Source organism: Streptomyces triticirhizae, from assembly GCF_003696235.1.
GTDB classification, from domain to species: domain Bacteria; phylum Actinomycetota; class Actinomycetes; order Streptomycetales; family Streptomycetaceae; genus Streptomyces; species Streptomyces triticirhizae.
This window is the reverse complement of record NZ_RFFJ01000007.1, coordinates 1-15,921: the sequence shown is the minus strand read 5'-3', so window position 1 is coordinate 15,921 and position 15,921 is coordinate 1. Positions and strand designations below refer to the sequence as shown.

Below are 15,921 nucleotides of genomic sequence, written 5' to 3'. Positions count from 1 at the left end.
GCGCCCCCGGCGCATAGCACGCCGGGGGCGTGCGTATAGACAACTTCGATAAATCCTCGCAACCTGCTGAAAGCAGATGGTCGTTGGGGTTACTGTCGGTTCCGTGTTCGCTGCAGAACGTCGTCAGATGATTCTCGAAATGGTGCGCGCCAACGGAGCCGTGTCGCTCCGCGAGCTGGCCCGCGTCGTCCAGACCTCAGAAGTGACCGTCCGGCGCGATGTTCGCGCCCTGGAGGCAGAAGGGCTGCTTGACCGCAGACACGGGGGTGCGGTCCTGCCGGGTGGGTTCACCCGGGAGTCCGGGTTCCCCCAGCGGGCCATGGCCGCCACGGCGGAGAAGACCGCCATCGCGGAGCACGCCGCCTCGCTGGTGCGGGAGGGCGAGGCCATCGTGGTGGGTGCCGGCACCACCACGCAGGAGCTGGCCCGCCGGCTGGCCCGGGTTCCGGGGCTGACGGTGGTCACCAACTCCCTGTTGGTGGCCCAGGCGTTGGCGCACGCCAACCGCGTCGAGGTGGTGATGACGGGCGGCACCCTGCGCGGGTCCAACTACGCGTTGGTCGGCAGCGGCGCCGAACAGTCGCTGCTCGGGCTGCGGGTCAGCCGGGCGTTCCTCTCCGGCTCGGGGCTCACCGCCGACCGTGGCCTGTCCACCTCCAACATGCTGGCCGCCAGCGTCGATCGGGCGCTGCTGCGGGCGGCGGCCGAGGTGGTGGTCCTGGCCGACCACACCAAGCTGGGCGCAGACACGGCGTTCCAGACCGTTCCAACCGACCTGATCACCCAGCTGATCACCGACCAGCCGCCCCCCGAGGCGGAGAAGGCGAGCGCCGAGCTGGAGGCGCTCGCCGAACAGGGGGTGCGCGTCTCCGTGGTGGGCGCCGGGGTGCCGTCGGCGGCCAAGGCGGCCACCGAGCGGGGCGATCCGGTCCGCCGCGACCTGCCGCTGCCCTCGCCGCGCGCCACGGGCCATCCCGGTCTCGGCGGCTCGACGCCGCCGATGGGGCAGCGGGTCTCCGACCTCGCTCCTCGCCGCAGGTAGCCTCCGGCGGTTTCGCGGACGCCGCGCGGCCCGGGGGGCCGCGCGGCGGTAAGGTCGCGCGCCGGAGGGCTGGCCGCCCGGCGCGGTCGAACGACGGCCGGCGGTGGGGCCGTTGGTTGAACGACGGCCTGTCGTCGGACGGTTCGCCGTCTGTTGTAAGGACGGTTCGCCATGCGGTGGTTGGCCGCGCCGCGGCGGGGCCGGTCAGGCGTGTTCGCGTTGACGGCTGCCGGCGAGCCGACGGCGTCTCGCGGCGCGCCGGCGCGAAGGCGCCCGGCCCCTTCGCGCGGGCTCGGCTCACCGAAGGAACCCAACGAGGCGTCCTCGTCGGCCGGTTGCCCTGGGAGCGACGGCGCGAGCCTGGGTCGTCGACCGAACGCACCACCCATCGCCCGCCCTGGGCGGGCGCGGAAGAGGTGACGGCGCCTGGCCCGCAGGCCAGGCGCCGTCGCGTGGTGTCCTGGTCAGTCCTTGATCTCGCAGATCACCGCGCCCGCCGAGAGGGACGCGCCGACCTCGGCCTTGAGGGCGCCGACGGTGCCGGAGCGGTGCGCGTTGATGGGCTGTTCCATCTTCATCGCCTCCAGGACGATCACCAGCTCGCCCTCCTCGACCCGCTGGCCCTCCTCGACCGCGACCTTGACCACGGTGCCCTGCATCGGGGAGGGCAGCGCGTCGCCGGTGGGCGCCGTGCCCCCGGCGCGCTTGGTGGCCTTCCGGCGCGCCGGGCGCGCGCCGCCGGCCACGGCCGCCCGCGCCAGCGGCATCGCCAGCGTCGCCGGCAGCGACACCTCAAGCCGCTTGCCGCCGACCTCGACAACCACCGTCTCCCGGAACCCGTTCTCCTCGGCCTCGCCGGGAACGGCCTGGAACGGCGGCAGCTCGTTGACGAACTCCGTCTCGATCCACCGGGTGTGGACGGAGAACGGCTCGCCCTCCCGCCCGTTGACCTCGGGCGCGAACGCCGGGTCCTTGATCACCGTGCGGTGGAACGGGATCACCGTCGCCATGCCCTCGACCTGGAACTCGGCCAGCGCCCTGGCCGCCCGCTCCAACGCCTGCCGGCGGGTGGCTCCCGTGACGATCAGCTTGGCCAGCATCGAGTCCCACGCCGGGCCGATCACCGAACCCGACTCCACGCCGGTGTCCACCCGGACGCCCGGCCCGAGCGGCGGCACGAACGTGGTCACCGTGCCGGGCGCGGGAAGGAAGTTGCGCCCGGGGTCCTCGCCGTTGATCCGGAACTCCAGCGAGTGACCGCGCAGCGGCGGGTCGTCGTACCCCAGCGCCTCGCCGTCGGCGATGCGCAGCTGCTCGCGGACCAGGTCGATCCCGGTGACCTCCTCCGTCACCGGATGCTCCACCTGGAGCCGGGTGTTGACCTCAAGGAACGAGATGGTGCCGTCCTGGCCGACCAGGAACTCGCAGGTGCCGGCGCCGACATAGCCGGCCTCGCGCAGGATCGCCTTGGACGCCCGGTACAGTTCGGCGTTCTGCTCCTCGGTCAGGAACGGGGCCGGCGCCTCCTCGACCAGCTTCTGGTGGCGGCGCTGGAGGGAGCAGTCGCGGGTGGAGACGACGACCACGTTGCCGTGGGTGTCGGCCAGGCACTGGGTCTCGACGTGGCGGGGCCGGTCCAGGTACCGCTCGACGAAGCACTCGCCCCGCCCGAACGCGGCCAGCGCCTCGCGCACCGCCGAGTCGTACAGCTCGGGGATCTCCTCCAGGGTGCGGGCCACCTTCAGGCCGCGACCGCCGCCGCCGAACGCCGCCTTGATGGCGACCGGCAGTCCGTTCTCGCGGGCGAACGCCACCACCTCGTCGGAGCCGGAGACCGGGTCCTTGGTGCCGGCGACCAGGGGCGCGCCGGCGCGCTGCGCGATGTGCCTCGCCGCGACCTTGTCGCCCAGCGCGCGGATCGCGTCAGGGGACGGGCCGATCCAGGTGAGCCCGGCGTCGAGGACGGCCTGGGCGAACTCCGCGTTCTCGGACAGGAATCCGTAGCCCGGGTGGATCGCGTCCGCCCCCGCGACGGACGCGGCCCGGAGGACCTTGTCGATATCGAGATAGCTGGCGGCGGGCGTGTCACCGCCGAGTGCGAACGCCTCGTCGGTCGCCCGGACGTGTAGCGCGTCCCGGTCCGGCTCGGCGTAGACGGCCACGCTGGCGATGCCTGCGTCGCGGCAGGCACGGGCGACCCGCACGGCGATTTCGCCACGGTTGGCGATGAGCACCTTACGCACGATGGCTCCCTCCTTGGAACAAAGCGATTTTAGGTACTGGCGACACCCCGCAACGAGTCGCCCACAGGGGTGACCTTGCCCACACGGACGGTGAGAGGCAGCGGCCAAGAGCGCTTGAAACCTTGCTATACCAAGGTACGCGCCGTTTTCGGGGTGGTCGGGGCGCCGGCTCACGGGACCCCGCACGGCGCCCGAGGTCAGGGCGCCGCGCCACCCAATGTTGTAGGAATCCCATAACGGTTGACGGGATTCTTTGCCGTCGCTCGGGGGCTTGTCGGTGGCATTACCCGGCAGTAGCGTGCGCGGCGTGCACCGAGGCAGACGAAGCGTGACGGCAGTGGCCGCCGTGGTGGTCATCGGGTTGGCGGCGGGTCTCGGCCTGCTGCACTGGATACTTGGGCTGGCGGCCGACCGCCAGGAGATGTCGATCGCCGGGCTCTCCGCCACCGCGATCAGCGCGGGCGCGTGGGTCGGCGGCGGGACGCTGGCCGCGTTCCTGCTGTGCTGCGGCGCGCTGTTGGCGCGGATGGCGGTCAGCGACCGGCCGCCGGGTCGGGTGGCGCGGGCGGCGCTGGTGGGCGCCGCGTGCCTCCAACTGGTGCTGGGCGCGCTGGCCGTTGGCCTGGTCGGCTGGGTGGCGTTCACGGGACTGATGCTGGTCTTCGGCCTGTTGGTGGCGAGCCTGCTGCTGTACCCGGCCGAGGGGCTGGCCGGGCGGCGCTCAGCGCGTCCACAGGTCCGTGACGGCGATCCCGGCGCCGGCCAACAGGCGGCGCAGCAGCGGCAGGGAGAGCCCGATGACCGTGCTGGGGTCGCCGGTGATCCCCTCGACGAACGGGGCGGACCTGCCGTCGAGGGTGAACGCGCCCGCGACGTACAGGGGTTCGCCGCTGGCCACATAGGCCGCGATCTCCGCGTCTGACGGCTCCCCGAAGTGCACCGTGGTCGAGGCCACCGCGCTCGCGCGGTGGCCGCCGGCCGTGTCGATCAGGCAGTGGCCGGTGCGCAGCACCCCGTCCCTGCCGCGCATCGCCTTCCACCGGGCGGTCGCCTCCTCGGCGTCCGCCGGCTTGCCCAGCGCGACGCCGTCGATGTCCAGCACCGAGTCGCAGCCGAGGACCAGCGCGCCGGCCGCCTCGGGGCGCTGGGCGACGGCCTCCGCCTTGGCCTCGGCGAGCAGGCGGGCGAGCGCCTCCGGCTCATCGACGGCCAACGCGTCCTCGTCGACGCCGCTGACGATCACCTCGGGCGCGAGGCCCGCCTGCCGCAACAGCCCCAGCCGGGCCGGCGACTGCGAGGCCAACACGAGGCGTCGCGCCGGGCGGTGCGGGCCGCCGGTGCTTTCGTTCTCCGCGTTCATGAGCCCGAGGTTAGCCGCTGCCGCTCGACGGACACTTGGGCCTTGCCGGCCGGTCCGCAGTCGACGATGCGCCGTGGCCGCCCGTGGACCGTTGTCGTCCGCCCCCCGTCGCCGATGCTTCGCGCGGTTCCTCGCGCCCCTTTGGGGGTGCCGGCCTTGGGGGCGCGGGGAACTGCGCGGGTGATGGGTGACGAACCGCACCCGACCACGCACCGGGACTGCCCCCGGACCGTTGTCGCTCACCCGGCAAGGGCCCCATTGACCTCGGCGGCCAGCCGGTCCGCCGCGTCCAGGGTGGCGGCCAGCGCAGCGACCCCGGTGCCCGCCGCGCCCAGGAGGGCGTGGGCGCGGGCGGCGAAGTCGGCCGGGGCGCACGGAAGTTGCCCGGTGGCGGCGACCGCCCCCTTCTCGTTGAGCAGCCAGGTGCGGGCGTGTGCGTGGAGGGCGTGGGTCCACAGGCCCACCGCCCGGAAGAGGCAGCCCGCGACATACGCCGCGTCGCCGCGCGCCGTGCCCTTGCGGGCGCCGCCCAGGATGAACGGCGCCTCCCAGCGCGCGTTCTCGATCAACGCGGCCCGCAGCGGCTCCGGATAGGCGAGGCCGCGCCGCAGCGCGGTCAGCTCGCCGGTCGGGTCGGCCAGGACCCGGCCCACCGCCAACTCCCCGACATAGGCGTGGGAGTAGACGCCCAACGGGTGCCCCGCCTGGTGGCCGACCTCGAACCGGCCGGCCCGGCACTCCGCCAGGACGCGGCGCACCCGGTCCAGGTCACGGTAGATCCAGTCCACGGCCGCGCCGTTCACGGTCAGCCAGGCGCCGCCGTCCACCCAGGGGCCCCAGCCGCCCGGTTCGGTCACCTCGACCTCCTCGCCCGTCGCCTCGGCGGCCAGCGCGCGCAGCGCGGCGGTGTCCAACGGAGGGCGGTAGTACAGGCCGAGGTCCCAGTCCGAGCCGGGGGAGTGCGTTCCCCTGGCCCGGCTGCCGCCCAGGCAGACCCCGACGACGCCGTCGACGGCGGCCAGTCGGGCCGCGAGTGCTACCAGTTCGTCACGGTGTTCCGGGCGTTCCATGGGCCAAGACTGCCCAACGGGCGCGGCGGGCGCGAGCCGATCAGTCGGGCCGTCCCCCGGCGGGTGACGCCGGCTCCGCGCCCCAGTCCCAGAGGGCCTGGAGGACCGGGCCAAGGCGCCGGCCGCGCGGGGTCAGCCGGTAGGTGACGGTCGGCGGCCAGCCGGGCGTGCGGTGGCGGATGACGACGCCGGCGGCGGCGAGTTGGTGGAGCCGGTCGGTGAGCACCTTGTCCGAGAGCGCGGGCAGCGCGGCGGACAGCTCGCGGTAGCCGAGCGGGCGCTCGGCGGCGAGCAGTTCGCGCACCACCAGGGTCGTCCACCGGCCGCGCAGGGCGGCCAGGGTGACCTCCACGGGGCAGTCGGGGCTGGGGCGTCGGGTCGCGGCCCGCGCGTCGTCCGGGAGTCCCGGGCGGTGGCGCACCGTTGGGTGAGTCACGAGGCGGCCTCCTACGGTGCCGGCATGAGCGAACGAGCAGGGGAACGAGCCGAGGCGCGGCGGGACGACGGTAGCGCGCGGTGGCCGGTGGCGCGGGAGGCGGAGCGGGTGCCGGAGGTGTTCGCGGCACGGTTCAACGGTCCTGAGCCGGCCGCCGCCGTGGCCGGGATGTACGAGCCGGACGCGGTGTTCGTCGTCCCGGACGGCCGGGTGGCGCGGGGCGCGGCCGCGATCGCCGAGGCCAACGCCGGCTTCCTGGCGCTGCGTCGGCCGATCGCGGTCCGTCCGCGCAGCGTCACCGTGGCCGGCGAGGTGGCGTTGCTGGTCGTGGACTGGGAGTTGACGGGCGAGGGGCCCGGCGGCCGGGTCGGCGGAACGGCGACCGACGTCGCCCGGCGCGGGCCGGACGGGATCTGGCGCTATCTGGTCGACCACCCCACCGGCGGCGGGGCCCTCGACGGGCCGGCGCCGAACTGAGCGGTCGGTCAGCCGCGCGGCGCCACGCTGTCGCGGACGACCAGCGTGGTCGCCAGCTCCACGCGCGGGCTCTCCAACTCCTCGCCGTTCATCAGCCGCACCAGCGTGCGCAGCGCGCTGCCGCCCATCTCCTTCAGCGGCTGGCGGACCGTGGTGAGCGCGGGCGCGACCCAGCGGGCCTCGGGCAGGTCGTCGAAGCCGACGACGCTGATGTCCTCGGGAACGCGCAGCCCGGCGCCGGCGATGGCCTCGTAGCCGCCGATGGCCATGTGGTCGGAGCAGATGAACAGGGCGGTCGGCCGGGGGCGCCGCTCCAGCAGGGCGCGGACCTGTTCGGCGCCGCTGGCCCGGTCGTAGGTGCCGTGCCGGACCGACTCCGGGGCGACCTCCAGACCGGCCGCCGCCATCGCGGAGCGGTAACCGGCGATCCTGGCGCGGGAGTAGAGGTGTTCCGGCGGGCCCGTGACCAGCGCGATCCGCTGGTGGCCGCGCTGGAGGAGGTGCTGGGTCGCCTCGTAGGCGCCGGCCCAGTTGGTGGTGCCGACGGACATCACGTCGGGCGGCGGGTCGCTGAGCGGGTCGATCACCACGCACGGCACCCGGGCCTGGGCCAGCCGGCCCAGCTGGTCGGGGGTGGGCTCGATCAGCCCCAACACCACGCCGGCGCTGCCGCGTTCCAGCACCCGGTCCACCCAGTCCTGCGCGCGGTGGTTGGTCGCCGAGGCGGAGGAACGGGCGACCGAGATCGCCACATGGACGCCCGCCTCGTAGGCGGCGGCCTCCAGCCCGCTGGCGACGCTGGCCGGCCAGGACCCGTCGAGGCCGCTCATCACCAGGTCGACGGTGCGCACGGCGGTGGCGTCGGGCGCCGCCGTGCCGCGCCGCACATAGTGGTGTTGGCGCAGCGCGGAGTCGACCTTGGCGCGGGTGTCGCGGGAGACGTCGTCCCGCCCGTTGAGCACCTTGGAGACGGTGGAGACGGACACCCCCGCCATCTCGGCGATGTGTGCCAGCGTGGGGCGGGTCATACTGCTCTCCGTCACGGGTCCCTGCTCTGCTGTGCCGCGCTCTGCCCTACCGGGCTCCGCCGTCCCGACACCTTTGCCTCACTGTAGCCCCCGGGTTGACGGCCCCCGCCCGTCCCTCTAGCTTCCCTACCGGTTCTTTGCGAAAACCGCCCGGTGGGGGAGCCCGCTCCGGGGAGCGCATGACGGGAGAGCCCATGCCGTCCCAGCCCACACGCCAACCCGACCCGCTGCGGGTGGTCGTCTGGTGCGAGGGCCGGCCCGAGCGGGTGGACCCCGAGGTGGCCAGGCGCTATCCGCGCGGCATGAACGGGGCGATCGCCGAGGGCGTCGAGGAGCACCTGGGCGCGCGGGCGCGGGTCACCACCGCCGACCTGGACCAGCCGGAGCACGGGCTCAATGAGGAGACGCTGGCCGCGACCGACGTGCTGACCTGGTGGGGCCAGCTCGCGCACCGGGAGGTCTCCGACGAGGTGGTCAGGCGGGTCCACCGCCGGGTCCTGGCCGGGATGGGGCTCGTGGTGCCGCACTCCGGTCAACTCTCCAAGATCTTCCGCAGGTTGATGGGCACCTCCTGCACGCTGCGCTGGCGCGACGCGGGCGAGCGCGAGCTGGTGTGGACGGTCGATCCGACCCACCCCGTCGCCGCCGGCGTCCCGCACCCGCTGGTGATCGAGGAGCAGGAGACCTACGGCGAGTTCTTCGACATCCCCGCGCCCGACGAGCTGGTCTTCGTCAGCTCCTTCGCCGGCGGGGAGGTCTTCCGCAGCGGCTGCGCGTTCCGGCGCGGCCTGGGCCGGATCTTCTACTTCAGCCCGGGCGACCAGGCGTATCCCGTCTACCACCACCCGGACGTGCGGCGGGTGATCGCCAACGCGGTGGCCTGGGCGGCGCCGGACGCGGTCGCCGAGCCGCCCCGGCTGACGCACAGCGAGGCCGGCTGGTTCGAGAGGGCGCCCGGCGCCTGAGCGCTGGGGCGGCGCCCGCCCCGGGCCGACGCGGGGCGGGCGCCGCCGTGGGCCCGCACCCGAGGTGTGGCCACCCGTGCCCGCGGGTGGCCACACCGGTGGGCCGGGTGAGGCCCGTCACCGCTCCTTACGGCTCGGTGACTCCCTGACCGATGAACTCGACCCAGTTGACGTTGAGTTCACCGCTCGTCTTGACGAAGTACAGCGGCCCCGACGCGGTGAGCGAGTCGCCGCTGAGCGCGCCGGTGAAGTCCTGGTAGACCTGCCAGTCCCCGGTGGACTCCATCTCGATGGTCGCCACGGTCGGCCCGGTGTCCGGGTTCCCGGTGCGGACCTCGACCGTCGCTCCCAGCTGGTTGGTCGCCGCGCGCAGCCCTACCTCGTCGATGTGGGTGAGGTTGGTCGGCTCCCACGCCCACCAGTCGCCGTTGTCGATGTGGCCGATGTTCTTGCCGCCGCCGGCCGGGTCGCCGGTGTCCTCGACGGAGACGCCCGGGTCACCGCCGCCGCCGGCCGACTCCAGGCGCCCGGTGGCGTCGAAGTGCTCGGCCTCGCGGTGCTTGGGCTGGAGCACCAGCACCTCGGTGGTGGTGAGCGGCGGCGCGTCGCCGTTGCCCTGGTCGGTGTAGGTGACGGTCACGGTGCCGAAGATGTTGGCGCCGATGTGCCCCTCGTCGCCGGGCAGCGGGAACGTGCCGGAGCAGCCACGGTGTTGCTCGTAGCCGTGGGAGTGCTCGTCGTGGCCGAGCGCCGGCTGGACGACCACGTCCTGGCAGTCGATCTCGCCGTCCTCGGGGTCGGTCACCGTCACGTCGTAGGCGATGGTGTCGCCGAACGAGAAGAACCCGCCGTTGACCGGCCCGTTCACCGTCACCTCGGGGGCCGTGTTGCCGGAGGTGATCTCCAGGTTGGAGACGGCGGTGCGGCCGTCCGCGTCGGTCACGGTGAGCCGGGCGGTGTACTTCCCCGGCTCGGCGTAGGTGTGGCTGGCGGTCGGTCCGGTGGCGTCCTCGGCGCCGTCCCCGTCGAGGTCCCAGGAGAACGTGACGTCCGAGCCGTCCGGGTCGTGCGAGCCCTCCGAGTCGAAGGCCACGTCCAGCGGCGCCGGGCCCGAGGTCCGGTCGGCCGTGATCCGGGCGATCGGGGCGCGGTTGCCCTGGACATGGTCGACGCGGTAGACGCCGGAGTCGGCGTTGTCGCCGCCGAAGCCGCTGCCCCACTCGATGACGTAGAGCGCGCCGTCGGGCCCGAACCGGAGGGCGTGCGGCCGGTTGAACGACATCTCCTCGAAGATCCGGGTCACCGAGGAGACCTGGTCGCGGCCCTCGTCGAGGGCGACCTGGAAGAGCCGGCTGTCGTTCCAGTCGGCGAAGATCACCGAACCGTCGAACTCCTCGGGCCACTTGCGGTCCGACGCGAGGTCCGGGTCGAACCGGTAGGCGCCCGAGGTCATCGGCGCGCCGCTGCCGCCGATCTCCGGGGAGCCGGTGGTGGACTTGCCCATCCACAGCTCGGCGGGGATGGCCGGTGGCAGCTCGGTGACGCCGGTGTTGTGCGGCGAGTCGTTGACCGGCGCCGAGCAGTCGAACGTCTCCCCCGAGGTGCCGGTCGCGAAGTCGTAGTCGTTGTACGGGGTGTTGTCGCCGACGCAGTAGGGCCAGCCGTAGAAGCCGGGCTCGTTGACGATGTTCCACTCGACGCGCCCGTCCGGGCCACGGTTGGGATCGACATTGCCCGCGTCGGGCCCGTAGTCGGCGACATAGAGCCCGTCCGTGGTCGGGTCGATGCCGATCCGGAACGGGTTGCGGAAGCCCATCGCGTAGATCTCGGGCCGGGTGTTCTCGGTGCCCTCGGCGAAGAGGTTGCCGTCGGGAACGGTGTAACTCCCGTCGTCCTGCGGGGTGATCCGCAGCACCTTCCCGTTGAGGGTGTCGCTGTTGGCCGAGGTGCGCTGGGCGTCCCAGGCGGCGCGGCCCTCCCGCTCGTCGATCGGCGTGTAGCCGTCCGAGGCGAACGGGTTGGTGTTGTCGCCGGTCGCGATGTAGAGGTTGCCCTGGGTGTCGAACTCCAGGGCGCCGCCGGCGTGGCAGCACTCGTCGCGCTGGGTGTCGACGGTCAGCACGACCTGCTCGCTGGCCAGGTCGAGCGAGTCGCCCTCGACGGTGAACCGCGAGACCCGGTCCACCGGCTCGTCGGCCGCCGGCGAGTAGTAGAGGTAGAGCCAGCCGTTGTCGGCGAAGTCCGGGTCGAGGGCGATGCCCAGCAGGCCGAACTCCTGGCCGGTGTAGACGGGGACGGTGCCGGCGGTCGTGACGGCGCCGTCGGTGCCGATGACCTTCACGTCGCCCTTGCGGTCGATGTAGAAGACCCGCCCGTCCTCGGCGACGGCCAGCTCCATCGGGTTGCTGGTGTTGTCGTCGAGGGTGACCTTCTCGAAGTCCTCGGCCAACGGCTGCTCGCCGCCGCCCGGTTCGCCCTCACCGCCGCCCGCGTCGCCCGAGCAGTCGGCCTCGACCGCGCCGGCCGCCGTCCGGATGCCGCCGAGCAGATGGGCCAGGAACTCCGGCTCGGCGTAGGACTCCTGGGTGTGCCCCATCCCGGTGTACCAGGCGCGGCCCGCCTCGACGTCCTGGCACCAGGAGATCGGGTGGTCGTCCCCCATGGTGCCGCCGTTGTAGCTGCCCTCGTCGAGGGTCGCCAACACATGGGCGTTCTCGCGGGGGTTGGGCGCGTAGTCGTACCACTCGTCGTGCCGCTCGAACGCGGCGGGCAGCGCGGCGGTCGAGGGGTGGTCCGGGTCCTCGACGGTGACGGTGGCCTGCTGCGGCTCGGGGTGGCCGGCGAAGTAGCCGCCGACCAACTCGCCGTACCAGGGCCAGTCGTACTCGGTGTCGGCCGCCGCGTGCACGCCGGCGTAGCCGCCGCCGCCCGCGATGTACCGCTCGAACGCGGCCTGTTGGTCGTCGTTGAGGACGTCGCCGGTGGTGGACAGCCAGATGACCACCTCGTACCGGGCCAGCTCCTCGTCGGTGAAGACCGCCGCGTCCTCGGTGGCGGTCACGTCGAACCCGTTCTCCGCGCCGAGGGTCTCGATGGCCTCGATCCCGGCCGGGATGGAGTCGTGCCGGAACCCCTCGGTCTTGCTGAACACCAGGGCGTTGAAGGTTTCTTCGCCGTGCCCCGGGTGGGCGACGGCGACGCCGGCACCGACCGCCAGGGCGACCGCGACGGCGCCGACCCGCGCCGTCGGTCTGAGGACGCGTCTTCCGAGGGATCGCCCTCCGAAGACCTGCTTCGCTTGTGGTTTCAACACGGCTCCTCACAGGAGGTGGGGGTGGTGTGCGCTCTCCTTGCGGTTCCGGGGCGGGTCCCCGGACGTTCGGCCCCTGTGGTGCGCCGGGGCTCCCGGTGGGGGAACGGCCCGGTTCCCCGCGCGCGGCGGGCGCCGCGCGCGGGAAGCTCAACGAATCGGCGGCGGGCCGTCGTTCGGCGGCCGGCGGGTGGTCAACGGCTGGCCCACAGCAGGCCCCGCTCGACGAGGGCGCGCGCCTCGGGGACGCGCAGGTCCTCCGGGCCGTGCCCGACGGTGGAGACGAAGACCCGGCCCCGGCCGAAGCGCCGCGTCCACACGGCGGGGATGACGGCCGGCCGTTCGCGGGTCTCGTCGGGCGGGAAGGTGACGGTGGCCAGCACGTCGTTGAGTGGGTCGCCGTGCACCCAGTAGGGCGGGCTGTTCACCTCGAACGGGCCGAGGCCGGCCGCCACCGGGTGCTCGGCGTGCCCGGTCGTCGGGGCCACCAACTGGCTTCGCGGCGCGGCCACTTCGGGCACCCGTTGGCCGCCGACCAGCAGCGGGTAGGCGGGGTCCTCGCGGAAGGCGTCGACGATGCCGCCGTGCCAGCCGGCGAGCCCGGTGCCGGCCCGGACGGCGGCGGCCAGGCCGGCGCTCTCGGCGGCGGTGATGTCGCCGCCGGTCCAGCACTGGACGATCAGGTCGGTGCCCGCGAGCAACTTCTCGTCCTCGTACGCCTCCAGGGTTTCCTCGACGAGCACATGGAAGCCGTGGGAGGATAGGAACGGCAGAAAGAGGTTGGTGGTCTCCCTCGGCCGGTGGCCCTCCCACCCGCCTCGGACCACCAACGCCTGCCGCCTTCCGGGAGCCATCGCCCCGCTCCGTCCTCGAAAAGTTTCGAAAGAAATCGCTTCAGGTCGAGAACGATAGGAACGGCAGTGACGCCCGTCAAGACGCGGGACGGGGGCGGGATGGAAAGTTTGCGAAACTCATGCGCGGGGCCGCGCGGGGGTGCGCGGGCGCGTGCGGACCCGCGTGCTTGTGGGGGAGGTGGTCGCGGGTCCGGGGGCGTCGAGGGCTAGGGTCCTCGCCCGTGACCGAACTCTCCGCCCACCTCCGCGCGACCGCCGACGCCTACGACGGCGTCGCCCCCCTCTACGCCGAACTCTTCCGCGACGCGCTCGACGGCCAGCCGCTGGAACGCGCGGTGCTCGCCGCGTTCGCCGACCTTGTGCGGGCCGCCGGCGACGGCGAACGGAGCGGTCCCGTCGCCGAGTTGGGATGCGGGCCGGGGGCCGTCACCGCGCACCTGCGGGACCTGGGCCTTGACGCCTTCGGCGTGGACCTGTCGCCCGTGATGATCGACCTGGCCCGCGAGGCGTACCCCGACCTGCGGTTCGAGGTCGGCTCCATGGACGCGCTGGACGCCCTGGGCGTGGCCGGCGGCGGGCTGCGGGGCGTCGTGTCCTGGTACTCGCTGATCCACACCCCGCCGGCCGAAGTGCCCCGGTTCCTCGCCGAGTTCCGCCGCGTCCTCGCGCCGGGCGGCGTCCTCCTCCTCGGGTTCTTCGGGTCCGAGGACGAGTCCGTGACGCCCTTCGACCACAAGGTGACGACGGCCTACGGCTGGCCGCTCGACGCCCTCGCGGAGCTGGCCGGCGAGGCCGGCTTCGCCGAGATCGGCCGCCTCCGCCGCGAGCCGGTCGGCGAGGAACGCCGCCTTCCCCTGGGGTACCTGCTGCTGCGCGGGCGCTGACGCGCGGGCCGCGCGGGCGCGCGGCTGGTGGGGTGAACGGCGGGCCGCCGGGCGGCCGGATCATCAGGTCGAAGCGGCGCGGCACCGCGCGGAGCACGTCGCCGCTCGCGGGCGGGGTGCGGCGCGGCAGTCGGCTGCGAGGTCGGCGAGGCGCCGCAGCCCGGGCGGGGCCGGGCTCGCGGTGTGCTGGGCGAGGCGCTCGCTCGGCAGGCGCTGCGCCTCCTCGGCGTCGGGACGGACGCCAACGAGCGGGCGGTGTCGAGCCGTTCGAGCAGCATCGAGCCGGTGCCGGGTCGTGCTCCCGCAGGCGCACCGCGCCCTCGCCGTCCCACGCGACGGGCGCCTCAGTCCCCGGCGATCCACAGGTAGCCACGGTGTCTGATCGCCGGGTCGAGGACGGCCAGCAGCCGCTCAGCGTCCTCCGCCTGCTCCGGATTCCCGAGCCGGATCTCGCGCACCTCCTCGCTCAGGCGCGCAACTGCCCCAGGTGGAACATCGTGTCCCCGTGCCCCAGGGGGAACCCGAGGCCCGACGCGGGCCCGAGGCCCGGAAACCCGCCCCGCACGTGGGCGTCCCGGTCAGCCGCGCGTGGCGGCAGGCCCCTCCGGGAGGAGGTACGCGCCGTGGTCAACCGCGACCAACTCCCCTCGCTGCGCGCGTCGTCGCAGTTCCGCCCGGACGGGAGCCGCGTCGGGGCACGCCACATGGCCCGCGGTCTCCAGGTACAGGCAGATGTCATACGCCTTGAAGCACTCCCCACCGGAGCGCTCCGCGTCCAGATGGACTTCGCCGCCGTCGGCCAGGGTGATCGTGTACCCGACGCCGTGGACGAAGTACTCCAGGCCCTCGCTGGTTGTCCCCTCCCTCGGCCTGGCCCCGTCGAGAACGGCCCGGAGGAAGTGGGCCGCCGACGCGGCACCGAAGTGTCGGGCCATCGCTTCCCGCCCCGCCCGGAAGGCATTCAGGGCGAGTGACACCTCCCGCTCCACGGCGGCTTGGTCGTCCGTCATGGCACCTCATCGCAACTTGTAGGAATTCAGCCTGTCGGCACCGGTGGTCGCGGCCGAACTGAGCACATCGTCCATGTCCGTGTAGCCGAGGAAACCGTTGGTGTTCAACTCCTCCGTCACGTCCTGGATACTCACCTCCTCCAGCCCCGCCCGCTTGCCGCGTTGAGTCGGTGGTGCCCGTCCACCACGTACATCGCGTCGTCGGGCCCCCGCACGACCGAGATCGGGCTCTGGTCCCAGTCGAAGTCTCCGCCGCGCATCGCGTCCCGGAGGCGCTTGACGCGCTTGCTGGAGGAATCCCCGCTGATCGAGTGGGTGCGCCGCAGGCTGTTGGGATCGGCGACATGCGCGGCCAGACCGAGCGGGTCGACGAAGGTGTGGGGGTTGTGCGCGTAGGTGTACGGGGTGGGCGCCGGCACGAGGCCCAGCGGGTCCGGCGAGGTGTACCGCCCGATCCGCGGGTCGTAGTGGCGGTGGTGGTTGTAACGCCCTCGGCCGCTGACCAGCAGGTCACCCGGGCACGGTGCGGGACGCCGGGACAGCGGCGAGGGCGGGACGGCCAACGTCCGACGGCGAACTCGTGAAACATCTGCAAAGGCGTGCCGTGCGGCGCGGGTCGGCGGCCCAGACGTCCGGGTTCTCCCGGGGACGGGGACCTGACGCGGCCCCAGGTGGTGGGCAGGGCGGTGGTCTTCGACACGGCTCTACTGGGCCGTCCGGAGCTGCGACATGCCCTAAGGGAGCATGACTTCGCCGCCGCATTCGCGCTGTTTCGCAAGTGCGCGGCTCAGCCAGAAATGAGGGCTGGAACGTGATGACGTTCGCCGTGGCCGGGCACATGGATCGGGCGGAGGAGACGGCGCCGTTGGTGCGAGCCGGGCTGCGGGAGTTGCTCGCGCGGTATGACGGCTCTGACCTGGCCGGAGTCTCGTGCATCGCCGCCGGGTCCGACGCGCTGTTCGCCGAGGTGGTGTTGCGGGTCGGCGGGCGGCTGGTTGTCGTGGTTCCCGGGCGGGACGACCGCGAGCGCAAGGTCGAGCCGGGCGACGCCGCGGAACTGCTGCGCAGGGCCGAGCGGTTGGTCGCCGTCCGGGACGGGCGGCCGATCGGCCGCCGCCGGGCCGGCTGTTCCTCAGCCCGGCCAGTAGCTGGTGCGCCAGGCGTGCGGGCCCGGCGCGGGGAGCGGGCGCGGCGGCTTGGGCGCCGTCCAGGCGTTCGCCCGCGCCGGCTCGGGCGCCGCCG

The 15,921-nt window shown here is 73.6% G+C and carries 15 protein-coding genes; 5 read left to right on the top strand and 10 right to left on the bottom strand.

Annotated elements, in window-relative coordinates; all coding sequences use genetic code 11:
* Positions 1-127: 127 nt before the first annotated feature.
* Positions 128-1,042, top strand: a complete 915-nt coding sequence (locus tag EBN88_RS02920; RefSeq protein ID WP_233580405.1) for a DeoR/GlpR family DNA-binding transcription regulator — start codon at positions 128-130, stop codon at positions 1,040-1,042.
* Between the two features lie 464 nt (positions 1,043-1,506).
* Here the strand turns inward: EBN88_RS02920 and EBN88_RS02915 are convergent, their stop codons facing one another.
* From EBN88_RS02915 to EBN88_RS02895, 4 genes are all read right to left on the bottom strand, one after another.
* Complete coding sequence (locus EBN88_RS02915) at positions 1,507-3,285, bottom strand: acetyl/propionyl/methylcrotonyl-CoA carboxylase subunit alpha (RefSeq protein WP_122182190.1); 1,779 nt, start codon at positions 3,283-3,285, stop codon at positions 1,507-1,509.
* A 721-nt stretch (positions 3,286-4,006) separates the two neighbouring features.
* The gene (locus EBN88_RS02905) at positions 4,007-4,645 is read right to left on the bottom strand and encodes a Maf family protein (protein WP_122182189.1); all 639 of its coding nucleotides are present in this window, start codon (positions 4,643-4,645) and stop codon (positions 4,007-4,009) included.
* 239 nt (positions 4,646-4,884) lie between these two features.
* Positions 4,885-5,715, bottom strand: a complete 831-nt coding sequence (locus EBN88_RS02900; RefSeq protein ID WP_122182188.1) for a nucleotidyltransferase domain-containing protein — start codon at positions 5,713-5,715, stop codon at positions 4,885-4,887.
* Between the two features lie 40 nt (positions 5,716-5,755).
* Positions 5,756-6,151: a winged helix-turn-helix transcriptional regulator gene (locus EBN88_RS02895; RefSeq protein ID WP_122182187.1), complete on the bottom strand. Its 396-nt coding sequence runs from the start codon at positions 6,149-6,151 to the stop codon at positions 5,756-5,758.
* 24 nt (positions 6,152-6,175) lie between these two features.
* Between EBN88_RS02895 and EBN88_RS02890 the strand changes: the two genes are divergently transcribed.
* Positions 6,176-6,628: a YybH family protein gene (locus EBN88_RS02890; RefSeq protein ID WP_122182186.1), complete on the top strand. Its 453-nt coding sequence runs from the start codon at positions 6,176-6,178 to the stop codon at positions 6,626-6,628.
* Positions 6,629-6,636: 8 nt separating this feature from the next.
* Here the strand turns inward: EBN88_RS02890 and EBN88_RS02885 are convergent, their stop codons facing one another.
* Complete coding sequence (locus tag EBN88_RS02885) at positions 6,637-7,656, bottom strand: LacI family DNA-binding transcriptional regulator (protein WP_122182185.1); 1,020 nt, start codon at positions 7,654-7,656, stop codon at positions 6,637-6,639.
* Between the two features lie 179 nt (positions 7,657-7,835).
* Between EBN88_RS02885 and EBN88_RS02880 the strand changes: the two genes are divergently transcribed.
* A complete protein-coding gene (locus EBN88_RS02880; RefSeq protein WP_233580404.1) occupies positions 7,836-8,621 on the top strand; it encodes a ThuA domain-containing protein in 786 nt (261 codons plus the stop codon).
* Positions 8,622-8,748: 127 nt separating this feature from the next.
* Here the strand turns inward: EBN88_RS02880 and EBN88_RS02875 are convergent, their stop codons facing one another.
* The gene (locus EBN88_RS02875) at positions 8,749-11,931 is read right to left on the bottom strand and encodes a ThuA domain-containing protein (RefSeq protein ID WP_122182235.1); all 3,183 of its coding nucleotides are present in this window, start codon (positions 11,929-11,931) and stop codon (positions 8,749-8,751) included.
* 194 nt (positions 11,932-12,125) lie between these two features.
* On the bottom strand, positions 12,126-12,785 hold the full coding sequence (locus EBN88_RS02870; protein WP_122182183.1) for a ThuA domain-containing protein: 660 nt from the start codon (positions 12,783-12,785) through the stop codon (positions 12,126-12,128).
* 221 nt (positions 12,786-13,006) lie between these two features.
* On the opposite strand from EBN88_RS02870, the gene EBN88_RS02865 reads away from it, so the two are divergent.
* Entirely contained in the window at positions 13,007-13,669 is a 663-nt protein-coding gene (locus EBN88_RS02865; RefSeq protein WP_122182182.1) for a class I SAM-dependent methyltransferase, read from the top strand.
* Positions 13,670-14,247: 578 nt separating this feature from the next.
* Here the strand turns inward: EBN88_RS02865 and EBN88_RS02860 are convergent.
* Genes EBN88_RS02860 through EBN88_RS31475 form a run of 3 tightly spaced genes read right to left on the bottom strand, consistent with a single transcriptional unit; the run spans position 14,248 to position 15,242 of the window.
* A complete protein-coding gene (locus tag EBN88_RS02860) occupies positions 14,248-14,679 on the bottom strand; it encodes a DUF6896 domain-containing protein (RefSeq protein ID WP_122182181.1) in 432 nt (143 codons plus the stop codon).
* A 6-nt stretch (positions 14,680-14,685) separates the two neighbouring features.
* On the bottom strand, positions 14,686-14,814 hold the full coding sequence (locus EBN88_RS32320) for a hypothetical protein (protein ID WP_267902530.1): 129 nt from the start codon (positions 14,812-14,814) through the stop codon (positions 14,686-14,688).
* Positions 14,811-15,242: an RHS repeat-associated core domain-containing protein gene (locus EBN88_RS31475; protein WP_233580403.1), complete on the bottom strand. Its 432-nt coding sequence runs from the start codon at positions 15,240-15,242 to the stop codon at positions 14,811-14,813. Before EBN88_RS31475 ends, EBN88_RS32320 begins: the two co-directional genes overlap by 4 nt.
* Before the next feature lie 251 nt (positions 15,243-15,493).
* On the opposite strand from EBN88_RS31475, the gene EBN88_RS30380 reads away from it, so the two are divergent.
* Positions 15,494-15,921, top strand: a 428-nt coding sequence (locus EBN88_RS30380; protein ID WP_158621307.1) for a hypothetical protein, incomplete at its 3' end; no start/stop codon positions are given.

Excerpts from the sequence above, each read along its gene's own strand:
- EBN88_RS02920 (WP_233580405.1), top strand. The coding sequence starts at position 128 with ATGATTCTCGAAATGGTGCGCGCCAACGGAGCCGTGTCGCTCCGCGAG.
- EBN88_RS02905 (WP_122182189.1), bottom strand. The coding sequence starts at position 4,645 with ATGAACGCGGAGAACGAAAGCACCGGCGGCCCGCACCGCCCGGCGCGA.
- EBN88_RS02900 (WP_122182188.1), bottom strand. The coding sequence starts at position 5,715 with ATGGAACGCCCGGAACACCGTGACGAACTGGTAGCACTCGCGGCCCGA.
- EBN88_RS02890 (WP_122182186.1), top strand. The coding sequence starts at position 6,176 with ATGAGCGAACGAGCAGGGGAACGAGCCGAGGCGCGGCGGGACGACGGT.
- EBN88_RS02885 (WP_122182185.1), bottom strand. The coding sequence starts at position 7,656 with ATGACCCGCCCCACGCTGGCACACATCGCCGAGATGGCGGGGGTGTCC.
- EBN88_RS02880 (WP_233580404.1), top strand. The coding sequence starts at position 7,836 with ATGACGGGAGAGCCCATGCCGTCCCAGCCCACACGCCAACCCGACCCG.
- EBN88_RS02870 (WP_122182183.1), bottom strand. The coding sequence starts at position 12,785 with ATGGCTCCCGGAAGGCGGCAGGCGTTGGTGGTCCGAGGCGGGTGGGAG.
- EBN88_RS02860 (WP_122182181.1), bottom strand. The coding sequence starts at position 14,679 with ATGACGGACGACCAAGCCGCCGTGGAGCGGGAGGTGTCACTCGCCCTG.